Annotated in this window: 12 protein-coding genes; 2 read left to right on the top strand and 10 right to left on the bottom strand. The window is 58.8% G+C overall.

Annotated elements, in window-relative coordinates:
• Positions 1-132: 132 nt before the first annotated feature.
• Complete coding sequence (locus tag ACZ5Q2_RS03120) at positions 133-2,262, top strand: putative bifunctional diguanylate cyclase/phosphodiesterase (protein ID WP_432210456.1); 2,130 nt, start codon at positions 133-135, stop codon at positions 2,260-2,262.
• Positions 2,263-2,269: 7 nt separating this feature from the next.
• Here the strand turns inward: ACZ5Q2_RS03120 and ACZ5Q2_RS03125 are convergent, their stop codons facing one another.
• The 4 genes from ACZ5Q2_RS03125 to ACZ5Q2_RS03140 form a co-directional block, all read right to left on the bottom strand.
• Positions 2,270-2,929, bottom strand: a complete 660-nt coding sequence (locus tag ACZ5Q2_RS03125) for an energy-coupling factor ABC transporter permease (RefSeq protein ID WP_061331209.1) — start codon at positions 2,927-2,929, stop codon at positions 2,270-2,272.
• A gap of 87 nt (positions 2,930-3,016) precedes the next feature.
• A complete protein-coding gene (locus ACZ5Q2_RS03130) occupies positions 3,017-4,738 on the bottom strand; it encodes a SulP family inorganic anion transporter (RefSeq protein ID WP_230714116.1) in 1,722 nt (573 codons plus the stop codon).
• Between the two features lie 7 nt (positions 4,739-4,745).
• Positions 4,746-5,612 (bottom strand): MBL fold metallo-hydrolase, encoded by an 867-nt coding sequence (locus ACZ5Q2_RS03135; protein WP_061331211.1) that lies wholly within the window; start codon positions 5,610-5,612, stop codon positions 4,746-4,748.
• A gap of 85 nt (positions 5,613-5,697) precedes the next feature.
• Positions 5,698-7,212 carry a sensor domain-containing diguanylate cyclase gene (locus ACZ5Q2_RS03140; protein WP_230714114.1) on the bottom strand — a complete coding sequence of 505 codons (1,515 nt, stop codon included), beginning with the start codon at positions 7,210-7,212 and terminating at the stop codon, positions 5,698-5,700.
• A gap of 148 nt (positions 7,213-7,360) precedes the next feature.
• Between ACZ5Q2_RS03140 and cobS the strand changes: the two genes are divergently transcribed.
• Entirely contained in the window at positions 7,361-8,122 is a 762-nt protein-coding gene (cobS, locus tag ACZ5Q2_RS03145; protein ID WP_230714112.1) for an adenosylcobinamide-GDP ribazoletransferase, read from the top strand.
• Between the two features lie 8 nt (positions 8,123-8,130).
• Here the strand turns inward: cobS and ACZ5Q2_RS03150 are convergent, their stop codons facing one another.
• The 6 genes from ACZ5Q2_RS03150 to ACZ5Q2_RS03175 all read right to left on the bottom strand — a co-directional run bounded on the left by ACZ5Q2_RS03150 (position 8,131) and on the right by ACZ5Q2_RS03175 (position 13,942).
• A complete protein-coding gene (locus ACZ5Q2_RS03150; protein ID WP_230714110.1) occupies positions 8,131-8,799 on the bottom strand; it encodes a DNA-3-methyladenine glycosylase I in 669 nt (222 codons plus the stop codon).
• 91 nt (positions 8,800-8,890) lie between these two features.
• Positions 8,891-9,592: a 5,6-dimethylbenzimidazole synthase gene (bluB, locus tag ACZ5Q2_RS03155; RefSeq protein ID WP_230714108.1), complete on the bottom strand. Its 702-nt coding sequence runs from the start codon at positions 9,590-9,592 to the stop codon at positions 8,891-8,893.
• Positions 9,589-11,058, bottom strand: coding sequence for a cobyric acid synthase (locus ACZ5Q2_RS03160; protein WP_061331221.1), 1,470 nt, complete (start codon positions 11,056-11,058; stop codon positions 9,589-9,591). The genes bluB and ACZ5Q2_RS03160 overlap by 4 nt, the downstream gene beginning before the upstream one ends.
• On the bottom strand, positions 11,059-11,670 hold the full coding sequence (gene cobO, locus ACZ5Q2_RS03165; protein WP_061331222.1) for a cob(I)yrinic acid a,c-diamide adenosyltransferase: 612 nt from the start codon (positions 11,668-11,670) through the stop codon (positions 11,059-11,061). It abuts the gene before it with no gap.
• A 34-nt stretch (positions 11,671-11,704) separates the two neighbouring features.
• The gene (locus ACZ5Q2_RS03170; RefSeq protein ID WP_061331223.1) at positions 11,705-13,012 is read right to left on the bottom strand and encodes a cobyrinate a,c-diamide synthase; all 1,308 of its coding nucleotides are present in this window, start codon (positions 13,010-13,012) and stop codon (positions 11,705-11,707) included.
• A 159-nt stretch (positions 13,013-13,171) separates the two neighbouring features.
• Positions 13,172-13,942: an ABC transporter ATP-binding protein gene (locus ACZ5Q2_RS03175; protein ID WP_061331428.1), complete on the bottom strand. Its 771-nt coding sequence runs from the start codon at positions 13,940-13,942 to the stop codon at positions 13,172-13,174.
• Positions 13,943-13,953: the final 11 nt, after the last annotated feature.

The following is a 13,953-nucleotide window of genomic DNA, read 5'->3' on the forward strand; positions in this document are numbered from 1 at the left end:
GCTTTGGTCCAATGTCTTAACGGGCCAGATAGGCTAGCATCGTGCCCCGTTGTGAGATTGCAATAAACGGACACACCCTCTCACAGGGAGGAGAGAAACACCCAAGCCACCGTTACCCGGAACACCCGACACATGTCGAATGCCCCTGATTCCAACAATACATCACCGGATATTGACCCCAAGCGCCTGGCACTGGTGGCCTCTGCCACCCGCAATCTGGTGCTCATTCTGGATGCTGGTGGTCGCATCGAATGGGTGAATGCCGCTTTCGAACGTCATACCGGCTTTCACCTCGACACCATAGTTGGAAAGAACCCCGGCGAACTCCTCTACGGGCCGGACACCGACACCGAGACCGTCCGCCGTATTCGCCAACACCTGTTCCGTGGCGAAGTGTTCGAGGAAGACATTCTCAATTATTCGGCGGATGGCACGCCCTACTGGGTACACACCTACTGTATGCCTGTTGGCGAAAGCGAGGGTGTCGAGCCCGGCTTCGTAGTCATTCAGACCAATATATCCGACCGGAAGAATAGTGAACGCGGCCTGCGCATCGCCGCCAGCGTGTTTGATCGGAGCCACGAAGCCATTGTCATTACTGATCACTTCAATCGGATTATCGACGTCAACCCGGCTTTCTCCCGTATCACCGGATACAGTCGCCCGGAAGTACTTGGATTGAACCCTTCCATCCTCAGCTCCGGTCGCCACTCCCGCGAATACTACCAGTCCATGTGGACGTCGATTGAGAAGACCGATCACTGGCGGGGCGAAATCTGGAACCGCCGGAAAAGCGGGGAAGAATATGCAGAGCTGCTGTCGATCAGCCGCGTTCACCTTGAGGAGCCGGGGTGTTTCTACCACGTGGCCGCGTTCTCAGATATCACTGCTCTGAAAAATCATGCCAAGGAACTGGACCGTGCCGCCAACTACGACGACCTGACCGGACTGCCGAACCGGCAACTGTTGGAAGAGCGTCTTCGCTCGGCCCGTACCCACGCGGATCGTCAGAAGCGAGTGCTCTCCATCTGCTACCTGGACCTGGACGGCTTTAAAGCCATCAACGACCAGCTGGGCCATGACATCGGCGACCAGGCGCTGCGGGCAACCGCCGAGCGTCTGACCCGCAACCTCCGCAGTGGTGATACCATCGCCCGCATTGGAGGTGATGAATTCGTGCTTCTACTGCAGAGCGACAGCCCGGAGCCAGTGTATTCGCGAATACTCGCCAGTGTCAGCGAGCCCCTTCAGATTGGTGGCCACACCGTCAACCTTACCGCCAGCCTGGGTGTCACCCTGTATCCGGAGGACGACACCGATGCAGAAGGCCTGATTCGCCACGCTGACCAGGCCATGTATGCCGCCAAAGAGAAGGGCCGGAATCAGTTCCACATTTTCGACCCCGGCCTGGACGCTCATCGTCGGCAGCGCCGGGACCAACTGATGCAGATTTCCCAGGCGCTGGAGAACGAAGAGTTTGAACTCTATTTCCAGCCCCAGGTTCGGATGGTCGACTGCCAGGTGATCGCGTTTGAGGCGCTGATTCGCTGGAATCACCCGGACAAAGGCCTGATTGCCCCCGGTGAGTTCCTGCCGGCCGTCGCCAACAGCCATCTGGAAATCCCGGTTGGCCAGTGGGTACTCAAGGAAGCCATCCATCAGATGAATCTGTGGCATGAGGCGGACGAACCGCTCGCCGTCAGCATCAACATCAGCGCACCCCACCTGATGGACCGAAGTTTCGCCGATTACCTGGAAAGCTACTTGCACAGCCATCCGGATGTGCGCCCCGGGCAAATCACCCTGGAGGTTCTGGAATCCACTGCGCTGGAAGACACCAAGCGCGCTAGCAATGTGTTGGCTCGCTGCCAGTCCCTGGGCTTACAGGTGGCACTGGACGACTTCGGCACCGGTTTCTCGTCGCTGACGTACCTGCGTACCCTGCCGGTGGATGTGATCAAGATCGACCAGAGCTTCGTCCGCAACATGCTCACCGATGCCAGTGACCGCGCGATTGTGGAGAGCGTGATTTTCCTTGCGCAACGTTTCGACCACCCGGTTCTTGCTGAAGGCGTGGAAACCATGGAGCATGCTCGCGCCTTGAGGGACATGGGGTGCAATCTGATTCAGGGTTATGGCATCGCCCGCCCAATGCAAGCGAAGGCCTTGCTGCCCTGGCTGGCACAGTGGCGCGATCAGGTGAGCCGACATCACAGCCTGGGCAAACATGAACAAACCTCCGTCCAGGGCGGAGGCATCTGACCGGGCGTTACCGGTATCGTCGCTGATCCAGGGTGCTGAGCCGGTCTGGGTGAAACACCATCAGGCCGGTCACAAAAACGCCGTTCACAAAGCCTTCCGGAATCATGAACAGTGGCAGGTAGCGCAGGTATTCGTGCACCAGGGTCTCGAAGGTATAAACGCCGCTGGACCACAGCATCAGACACATCAGAACACCGGCTGCGGCCACCGACAGCCCGGCACCAAAAAAACCGCAAAAGAAAATGTAGGCAAAGAAGTTGCGGAAATCCCGGCGCCGCTCCCACAGCATGATGGCGTGGGTAACCAGAGCCGGCACCATCACCGTCACCAGGCCGTTGGCGGCAAACATCACCAGAGGCTCGCGGCCGGTAATAACGGTGATCACCAGCGCTAACAGACCGCTGATAACGGCCAACGCCCAGCCAAGCATCAGGGTGATCACGGTGATGCCAAAAATGTGGATAGCCAGCCCGGGCGAGATGCCCGCCCGTAACTGCCAGACAAAGCCCAACACCACCGCCGCACCAAACAGCGAGTGCTGGGTGGCGTTATCTTTCCTCAGCGCCTGCCAATCCACTGAGCGCAAAGCTGCCAGCAACACCAGCACAAAAATCGACGCGGTCAGCAACCACTGGCTGGTTGAAAGCAGATTTTCTGTCATTCCCATCAAAGTCACCGGTTACCAAAGCATCGGATGCGCGGGGCAGTGTTTACTGATACCCCCTGGCCGGTCAATGGGATCACTTGACCCCGGTCACTCCGGGGCGGTACGCCCGGTCAGGGACTGCCAGGCCTCATAGGTGCTCAGATAGACGTTACCACCGAGGTGCCGGATAAGCTCGGTACCCTTCAGCCGGTCCATCACCGGGCCTTTCACCTCCGACAGGTGCAACCGCACCCCGGCATCGGTCAGCCGCTCATTGATGGCTTCCAGGCTCTCCAGGGCCGACGCATCCACCAGGTTCACCGCCGGGCAGACCAGCACCAGGTCGGTCAGCTCCGGTTCCCGGGTGACCAGATCCATCACTCGCTCTTCAAGAAAGCGGGCATTGGCAAAGTAGAGGCTTTCATCCACCCGCAGGAAGGTCACTTTCGGGCACAGTTCCACGTCGTGGCGCAGAATGTTCCGGAAGTGTTCGGTGCCCGGCACCCGGCCCACCACGGCACTGTGGGGTCGGCTGGTGCGGTACAGAAACAGACCGATCGACAGGGCAACACCGGCAATGATTCCCGCCTCAACGCTGTGAACCAGAGTCAGCACAATGGTTGCCAGCATGGCGCCGAAATCCGTCCGTGAATACCGGAAGGTGCGGCCCAGCGCTGGCAGGTCGATCAGCGTGGCAACCGCCACGATGATCGTGGCCGCCAACGTGGCCTGGGGCAGCCAGGCGATGGCCGGGGTCAGGAACAACGTGGCCAGGGCAATGCCGACCGCCGTATAAGCACCGGCCGCCGGAGTTTCCGCGCCGGCATCAAAGTTCACCACCGAACGGGAAAAGCCTCCGGTCACCGGCATCCCACCGGAGAGCCCGGAGCCCAGGTTCGCAGTGCCCAGGCCGATCAACTCCTGATCCGGATCGATTCTCTGGCGCCGTTTCGCCGCCAGGGTCTGGCCCACCGACACCGATTCCACAAACCCAACCACACTGATCAGCAGGGCACTGACCGCCAACTGCGACCAGATCGCCATATCCAGTGTGGGCATGGTAAATGAGGGCAATCCTGCCGGAACCTCGCCCACCAGGCGAACGCCTTTTTCGTCCAGATTCAGCCACCAGGCAATCAGCGTGGTCACCACCACCGCCAGAATCGGAGCGGTTTTGGTGATGATATCTGCGCTTCTGTTGGCCAGGCCCAGCCGGACCAGCAATGGCTTCAGAAATTCTCGGGACCACAGCAGGAATGCCAGCGCGCCAACCCCCACCAGCAAGGTAGGTATGTTGGTTTCCGGCAGGGATGCCAGCAAGGAGCCCGCAATTTCCCACAGGTTATGGCCCGAGGCCTGGATTCCAAACACGTGTTTGAGCTGACTCGCCGCAATCACGATACCCGAGGCCGTAATAAAACCGGAGATGACCGGATGGCTGAGGAAATTCGCCAGGAAGCCAAGCCGCAGGATGCCCATCACCGTCAGCATCAGGCCGGACATCACCGCAATCAATACGGCACCGGCAATGTACTCCGGTGTTCCCATGTCCGCCAGCGGCGCCAGGGCCGCCGCCGTCATCAACGAGACCACCGCCACCGGGCCCACCGACAAGGTCCTGCTGGTGCCGAACACCGCATACACCACCAGCGGCAGAATACTGGCGTACAGCCCGACCTGCGCCGGCAACCCCGCCAGCAAAGCGTAAGCCAGCGACTGGGGAATCAGCATGACGGTCACAATCACCGCCGCGACCAGATCACTGGTCGCCTGATCACGGCTGTACTTTGGCGCCCATTGCAGAACAGGCAGGTAATGTTTGAGGTTCATGCCGGGCTCAGAACCGGTTAACCGGAACTTTCAGGTACACCTGGCCGTTATCCTCAGCCGGCGGCATGTGACCGGCGCGCATGTTCACCTGCACCGAAGGCAGGATGAGCCGGGGCATGTCCAGAGTGGCATCACGCTCGGTGCGCATTCTGACAAATTCGTCCTCTGAAATTCCCTCATGCACATGCACGTTGGCCTCGCGCTGTTCCGCGACCGTGGTCATGTGATGGTACTCATCGCGACCAGGCGCCTTGTAATCGTGGCACAGGAAAATCCGGGTCTCGGCCGGCAACGACAGTACCTTCTGGATTGACCGGTACAGGGTACGGGCATCACCACCCGGGAAGTCGCAGCGAGCGGTGCCGTAATCCGGCATAAACAGGGTGTCGCCAACGAAAGCGGCGTCGCCAATCACATAGGTCAGGCAAGCGGGAGTGTGGCCCGGGGTATGCAAAACCCGACCTTCAAGGTTGCCGATGGCGAAGGTATCTCCCTCTTCGAACAGCTGGTCAAACTGGCTGCCGTCACGAGCGAACTCCGTGCCGGCATTGAACGCTTTGCCAAAGATTTCCTGAACATCGACGATTTTCGCGCCAATACCTGTCTTGCCACCCAGTTTCTCGTGCAAGTACGGGGCAGCCGAAAGATGATCGGCGTGCACGTGGGTTTCCAGAATCCACTCTACGGTCAGGTTGTTGGCGCGAACGTACTGAATAATGTCGTCAGCCGAACGCACGTCGGTACGGCCTGCGGCGTAGTCGAAATCCAGCACGGAATCGAGGATGGCGCAAGCCTGGCTGTCAGGGTCACGCACCACGTAACTGAACGTGTTGGTGGGCTCGTCGAAAAAATGCTGAACGATGGGCTGTGTCATGGTATTCACCTCTGAGATCTGCCGATCACTAATCTTATGATCTAAGAATATACCAAATGGATATATGAGGTGAAATGCTGTTTCCTTATATGCGTGATAATCCCGATGCATCGACCAGGCAGTCCCGACCACCCTGCTTGGCCTGGTACAACCGCTGGTCCGCAAGCCCAATCAATGCGTGGGGGCTGACCGGTTCCTCGGTAAGCTCCGCCACACAGACAGAACCAGCACTTACCGTGATCCCGAAAGTCTCACCACCAATCACAAACTTTTCCGCCCTGACGGCGTGCATGATTCGCTCCACCAATGGCTGAACATTCGCATCCGCCAATTCGGTGAAAACTACGAGAAATTCCTCGCCACCGTATCGGGAAACCACATCGGTATTCCGCGTGTTCGCGAGAAGCAGTTCGGCAAATCGCACCAACACCTGGTCCCCGGCCAGGTGGCCCAGGTTATCGTTAATCCGTTTAAAATGATCGATGTCAAACATCGCCAGGCAAAAACGTTCACCATGACGACTGCAGGTAGCCAGCACCTCATCCAGCCTGGGCATTAAGTAGCGACGGTTGTGAAGGCCGGTGAGAGGGTCACGAATCGACTGGTTCAGCAAATCTTCCTCCAGACGATTGCGCTCAAGGGCACCGGACAAAAGCCCGGAGACAATGATCAGAAGGTCTGCCATATCCTGCCGCCAAGATCGATGCGATAACGAATCAACGCCAAAAAAGCCCATGACCTGGCCACGTATCCAGATTGGGACGCAGAACATGGAACTCACGCCCTGCGACTCCAACAGGGCACGCTCGTTGTTGGCCTCGGGCGGCAACCGCTTGACGTCTTCGATAAAAACCACCTGATTCAGATTTTTCATCGCGTTGATTTGCGCTTGCCACCACTGGAATTCCTGAATGGCCACGCTTTGCTGATCCGCCATCAGGGAAGCCACCCCCGGCGCACACCATTCGTGGGTATTGGTCATCGTCAGGTGATCTTGCGAAAACCCATAGACATAGGCTCGATCAATGCCAAAAAAACCACCAATGGAGCGGAGTAACTCGTCGATGCACTCGTCGATCGAACCAAATCCGAGCTGGATAAATTCTCCGGACAACCGGGCAATCAGCTTCTGAAAACCCGCCTGAAACTGGAACTCCGCTTCGCTGTCCCGCAGGATCTGCTCCAGTTCTTTGTAGTGCTGGATGTTGTGGAACTGACCATACCAGATGGTACTGCCATCGGGTTGGCGCTCCGGCACCGAATGGGCCTCAAACCACTGATACTGGCCATCCAGCAACTTCAGACGCGCCCGGTAACACCAGGGCTCCAGAGTCTGCGCCGAGTGCACAATACTGTTGGCCACCCCGGTCGCGTCCTCCGGGTGAATTACCGAGAATACTGCTCTGGCGTCTTCGTTAAGCAGGGCGGGTTCAATGCCAAACAGGTCCTGTACCTGATCACTGACATAGGGGTAACGGTGGGACTGACCATCCGGGCTGAGCCAATAGGTAAACAGGATTCCCGGAACTCCTGATGCGAGTTTCTGAAAGAAGGATACCGGTGTAGCGTTTTTCTGCTCGCCATCAGATCTGCTGGGCATAAACGGCGGGTCTCCCGGGCGCGTGTTAAATTAGTGTAGCGTATTGGGACAGGGACCTCACATATCCGATCATCATGGGCCAGCGATGGCCTGCACCTCTGGACCACACCCGTTACAATACCGCACCCAATGCTGATGGAGTATCTCCGTGCGTTCAAACCAAAAAGCCATACTGGAGTGGCAGGCATTCTGGCTGGCTGTCGGCTTTTTGACCCGTTTTCCCATGCTGGTCCAAATCCAGTATTCACAGCGCCTGATGAACCAGAGCAGCCTGTATTTCCCGCTGGTGGGGCTGTTGCTGGGGGCTATCTATGCGTCCTCCTACGCCCTGCTCACGTTGGCCTTCAGCCCCCTGGTTGCCATCATTCTGGTCGTTATCCTGCACCTGTTCCTGACAGGAGCCTTCCATGAAGATGGTCTGGCCGACAGTATTGATGCTCTCGGGGGGGGCTATACGGTTGAAAGGCGGTTGGCCATTATGAAAGACAGCCGAATAGGCACCTATGGTGCGGCAGCTTTGACAATGGCCTTACTGCTTAAAGTAGCCTTACTGTCAGAGGCCAGCAGCATCTGGCTGGCTCTTCTGGTAGCGCCAGCGATCGCCCGACTGACGCCATTGATCCTGATGGCAACGCTGGACTATGTGACGGACCCCGACACCAGCAAATCCAAACCTGTTGCCGAAGGTTTTTCACTGCAACGCCTGCTGGTTGCGGCTGGGTTCACCCTGGTTGTCGCCGTCGTGATGTCCTACTGGAACCCGATATTGTTTGCCGGGGCGCTATCTGCCGTCATCCTGACGGCATTCTGCTGGGGCACCTATCTGAAACAGCAGTTGGGGGGCTATACCGGAGACGCCTTGGGTGCCAGCGTGGTATTGAGCGAATTGGCCCTTCTGCTTTTTTTGTGAACTGCAGGTCAATTATCCACCGTGAATGACACTATCCGGGAAAGCTGACTGATGGGCATCCCGGTTTCTTCATGCCAGCGATTAAATGCCTCCTGGGCCTGGGTGAGCCCTTTCTTGCTGGCAGGAGACGCATCCAGAATGCCTGCACGGGTCAGTGCAGTCACCACATCGTGAGACAGGATAAAGCCATCCCACCCCACCCGGCGCAGGAAATACTGGGCGGAATTACCCCCCAGACGCTCGCCATTGCGTTTCAGGTACAGCAGCAGCCCCACCTGATCGGTTGACGGCCACTGCGCCAGAAACCGGCCAAAGCTACCATGATCTTTCGCCACATCCATGATCATCCGGGCATTCTCCGGAACCGTGCGGATCTTCTGCATGTTACGAACAATCCGGTCGTCTGTTGCCAGCCGCTCCAGGACTTCCGGCGGGACCTGCTGCCAGTAGGCGGGCACAAACCCTTCGAACGCCGCCTCAAAATCCGGCCATTTATTCTCGATCACCCGCCAGACAAACCCGGCCTTGAAAATGCACCGGGTGATCTCGGAAAGGTAACGGTCGTCGCTGATCTTGGCCAGGCGCTGTTTCTCGGTGACCGGTGGCAGCATGGATTTCAGGGCCTGTTCGCCGCCTTTGCGGGCCAGTGCCTGCTGGTAGAGCTCGGAAAACTTCATCTCACCTCCTGAACAGAAGCCCCAAATCGAGTCTGATCGTACCCAATTCAGGACCTGTGAGGAAAACGATCATGCTCTTTTTCGGTGCCCTTCACTTGCCGGCTAGGTAACTCGCCAGACGCTGATGCTCAAGAGGCTGACCCCAGCCATTGCCATGCACCAGCTCTTCCAGCGGCAGCCGTGAACGCCAGCCTTTGGCCTGCAGCTCCGGCTGTTCCAGAAACTCGCTGACATACCCCAGGCACAGATACGCAAGAGGGTATACGTGATCTGGCAGCTGCAGGATGTCAGACAGTATTCCCTGATCCAGAATACTGACCCAGCCCACACCAATACCCTCTGCTCGCGCCGCCAGCCACAGGTTTTGTACCGACAGGCAGGTGCTGAACAGATCCATTTCCATGATGGAGTTACGGCCGAGCACATGGGGCCCGCCGCGGGACCGGTCACAGGTAATGCATAGATTAATGGGACTCTCCAGAATGCCCTGGAGTTTGAGTGTCCGGTAGGTTTGCCGTCGCTCGCCGGTGTAATTTTCCGAGGCTTGTGCGTTTTCCTCGTTGAAGCTGGCCAGCACTTGCCCGCGCACCGCCAGGCTGTCGATAACGATGAAATCCCAGGGCTGCATGAAGCCCACTGACGGCGCATGGTGGGCTGCCCTCAGAATACGGGCCAGCACCTCATCCGGAATGGCATCCGGCAAAAACTGCGAGCGCACATCCCGACGCTCGAAGATGGCCCGGTAAAGCCCCTCACGTTGGGCATCCGTGAATGGGTCGTTCTGGTTGCTCATAACTGCAACAGGCTCCTTAACCGGTCCGTGTCCAGGCACTGTTCCACCTGATCTGCCAGGCGGTCGAGCTGCTGCAGACGGTGACTCTGATAGTCCACTGACCGCGCATTCTGTGTATTTAGACCGGCCCAGCACAGAATGGCATCGCAGGCGGCAGGCTCATCAAAGAGACCGTGCACATAGGTGCCCGCCATCTGACCGTCGGCGCTGACCGCACCATCCGGTCGACCATCAAGCTCCGCAAAAGGCCTGGCCAGCGCTGAGCCCTCGGTGACTCCGTTGTGCATTTCATAGCCGGTCATTGTCGCCGTAACACCACTTTCAGTAACCTCGGGGGATAGTCGACCGGTCACTTGTCTGAGCTGCTTACCCGACACCATGCGGGTGACCATCTCGAACAGTGCCAGGCCCTCGGTATTGCCAACTTCGCCTTCCAGCCCGTCCGGGTCTTCCACCCGAAGTCCCAGCATCTGGAATCCGCCACAGATACCCAGCAGCTTGCCACCATAGCGCAGGTGTTTCTGGATGGCCTCGGGCCAGCCCTGCTGTTTCAGCCACTGCAGGTCGTGGCGGGTACTTTTGCTGCCGGGCAGGATAATCAGATCTGCCGGCGGAATGGTCTCATCCGGGCCAACGAAAACAAGGTCTACACCCGGGTGCAATCGCAACGGATCAAAATCGTTGTGGTTGCTGATCCTGGGCAGTACCGGCACCACCACTTTCAAGGCGCAGGCCTCGCTGGTACCGGCGGCACTGACACTGTCTTCGGAATCTATCACCAACCCGTGCAGGTAGGGCAAGACCCCGAACACCGGCTTGCCAGTGTGTTCTGCCAGCCAGTCCAGCCCGGGCTCCAACAGCGCAATGTCACCCCGGAACCGATTGATGATAAATCCGGCCGTTCTGGCTTGTTCACTGTCGGAGATCAACGCCAGGGTGCCCACCAACTGGGCGAAAACCCCGCCTTTGTCGATATCCCCTACCAGCAACACCGGGCAATCGGCGGCCTCGGCGAAGCCCATGTTGGCAATGTCGTTGGCCCGCAGGTTGATTTCCGCCGGGCTACCAGCGCCTTCGGCGATGACCACATCGAAGCGGGTGCTCAGAGCCCGCCAGCTTGCCATCACCGAATTCATCGCCTCAGCTTTGTAGGCGTGGTAATCCAGGGCATCCATATTGCCATGAACCTTGCCCCTTAATATCACCTGGGCCCCGCAATCGCTCTGGGGCTTCAGCAACACCGGGTTCATGTCACTGTGGGGCTCCAGACCACAGGCCAGTGCCTGCAACGCCGTGGAGCGGCCAATTTCGCCACCATCCACGGTAACCGCACTGTTCAGGGCCATGTTCTGGGGTTTGAACGGTGCCACCGACACCCCCTGACGCGCCAGCCAGCGGCACAGGGCCGCCACCACCGTGGTCTTGCCAGCATCCGAGGTGGTGCCCTGCACCATCAGGGTGGGCATTTACAGCTCCACGCCCTTCTGGGCCTTGATGCCCTGATCCTTGAAGGCGTGCTTGACCACACCCATTTCGGTCACGGTGTCGGCCAGGTCGATCAGTTCCTGGGGAGCACCACGGCCGGTGACCACCACATGCTGCATCTCCGGCCGGGCCTGCAGGTCATCCAGCACCCGGTCCAGATCGATGTAGTCGTACTTCAGCGCGATATTCAGTTCGTCCAGCAGAATCAGGTCATAGCTGTCGTCTTTGAGCATGTCAGCTGCGATATTCCACGCTTCAGTCGCACTCTGCACATCCTGTTCCCGGTTCTGGGTGTCCCAGGTGTAGCCCTGTCCCATCACGTGGTAGGTCACGTTCGGCAGGCTCCGGAAGAACGCTTCCTCGCCGGTGCTGAAAGCGCCCTTGATAAACTGGACGATGCCCACTTTCATACCATGGCCCAGGGCCCGGGCGACCATGCCGAAGCCGGAACTGCTCTTGCCTTTACCTGGGCCGGTCAGCACCAGCAATACGCCCTGTTCTTTCTGGGCGCGGGCGATACGTTCCTGCATGATTTTCTGTTTGGCGGCCATGCGCTTGGCATGGCGTTCGGGGTCTTTGGCGCGTTCACGCATGATGACTCTCCTTGGGTTCACGCATTTGTATTCATCAGGAAAACCGGATTTCCTCGCCGCGAAAGATCGCGGCAACCAACGCCGGCGACGACGGGAAGTAGCCGTGAAAATAGCTGGCCACCAGATTCTGGTGGCGATACACCGCCTCTCCGTCAGAGCCGGCCTGCTTCTTCGCCCTGGCCGCAGGTTGCCAAGGGGTCTCAAGACTGGAATGGTGATAGGTATGGCCCCGCAACCCGCCCAGCTGGGTCTCCAGACTTTGCAGACCCAGCGCGGTCAAACGGTTAGCCATGGTAGCGCGCCCGGGTACCAGGCCCAGCAGGCCATGCACCGTGCCGTCTTTGTCTGCCAGTTCTTCGGCACAGGCCATTAGCCCGCCACACTCTGCCAGAATGGGCTTACCGGCCTGATGGAAGGCGCGGATCGACAATTGCATAGGCTGGTTTTCCGCCAAGCTCCGGGCATGCAGTTCCGGATAGCCGCCCGGCAGCCAGAGCGCGTCGGCCATCGGTACTTCCGAATCGTGCAGGGGCGAAAAATACACCAGCTCAGCGCCCATGGCTGTGAGAAGATCCAGGTTGGCCCGGTAGATAAAGCTGAAGGCCGCATCCCTGGCCACGGCAATCCGGCGCCCGGTCAGCAGCGTTTCTGGCCTCGGTGGTGCTTGAAAATGAAAAGGTACGGGCTTGGGAAGTACATCCAGACCCGCTGATGTCAGGACTTCGGCCGCTCTATCCAGCCGATCACTGAGGTCGTCCATTTCTGCCGCCTGGACCAGCCCAAGGTGCCGGTCCGGGATATTCATGGCATCGTTTCGGGGTATCGCGCCCAAAAGGCTGATGCCATCCGGCAGGCTCTCCCGTAACAGCTCGCCGTGGTAGGAACTGCCAATCTTGTTGGCAATTACCTGATGAACAGGGAGTTCGGAATCAAAGCTCGCCAAGCCCAGGGCAACCGCGCCGAAGGTCTGAGCCATGCCCTTGGCATCAATCACGGGCAGGGCCGGAATGCCTGCCAGTTTGGCCAGGTCGCCGCTACTGGGGCTGCCATCAAACAAGCCCATGGAGCCCTCCACCAGGATCAGGTCGGCGCTCTGGGCGGCCTCGGCCAGCCGCCACCGACACTCGTCCTCGCCGGTCATCCAGGGGTGCAATTGGTAAACCGGGTTACCGGAGGCGACTTCCAGCACCATGGGGTCCAGGTAATCCGGCCCATGCTTGAACACCCGGACGTTACGGCCCGCATTCCGATGCAGGCGCGCCAGCGCAGCCGTAACCATGGATTTGCCCTGGCCGGAACCCGGGGCGGTGATCATGGCGGCGGGGATTTTGTTGTCTGGCATGTGTTGCTGTTCCCTGTCGTCTGAATTTGGTGCAGACGGGCAGCGGAGCAGGGCTTTCCGGGACACGCTGTAAATACATCCCTGTACGCTTGACTGCAGCATCCCTGCTGCAGACAGTCCCGGAAAGCCCTGCTCCGCTGCCCTCGCGATACTTCTGAGCTAGTCTCGTTTTGGCACGAAAAAAGGCGCGCCATCAACTTCCACCGTTGCCAGCTGCTGGTTATACAAACGTTCCAGAGCGTTCGGCACCAGCATCCTTTCTGCCGGGCCCCAGCAGGTTTCGCCATTGGGGTACATCAGCAAAATATGATCACACCAGCGGGCAGCCAGGTTCAGGTCGTGCAGGCACATGAAAATGGCGTTACCCGCTGCCGCCCGGTCAGTGAGCAATTTCATGACGGCCACCTGGTGGTGCAGGTCCAGGTGATTTGTCGGTTCATCCAGCAGCCAGGTGTGGGGCGACTGTGTCATCAGCGTGGCAATCGCCACTCGCTGGCGTTCACCGCCAGACAGGGTGCTGACCAGGCGGTTTTTCAGATGCAGGACATCCAGCGCTTCAAGTGATCTCTCGGCCATGGCCAGATCGTCTGCCCCTTCCATCTGCCAGGGTGCCAGCCACGGATGACGCCCGATCAGCGCGGTTTCCAGTACCGTTGCAGGGAAGCCATCCTGTCGGTCCTGGAACACCAGCCCCAACTGTTGGGAGAGGGTTCTCCGCTTTAGCTTCGTTGTAGGCACATCATTCAGGAACAAAGCACCGGCACGGGGCGCACGAAGACCTGCGAGGGTGTGCAACAGCGTGGTCTTGCCGGCCCCGTTGGGCCCAAGTACGCCCCAAACCTGACCTGATTTTATTGTCAGATCCAAAGGGTAACCGTCGGCCCGGCCAGGAATATCGATGACCAGTTCCCGGGTACTCAAGGCTTGCATTGGGGAGCGTT

The sequence above is a fragment of the Marinobacter alkaliphilus genome (assembly GCF_055394375.1).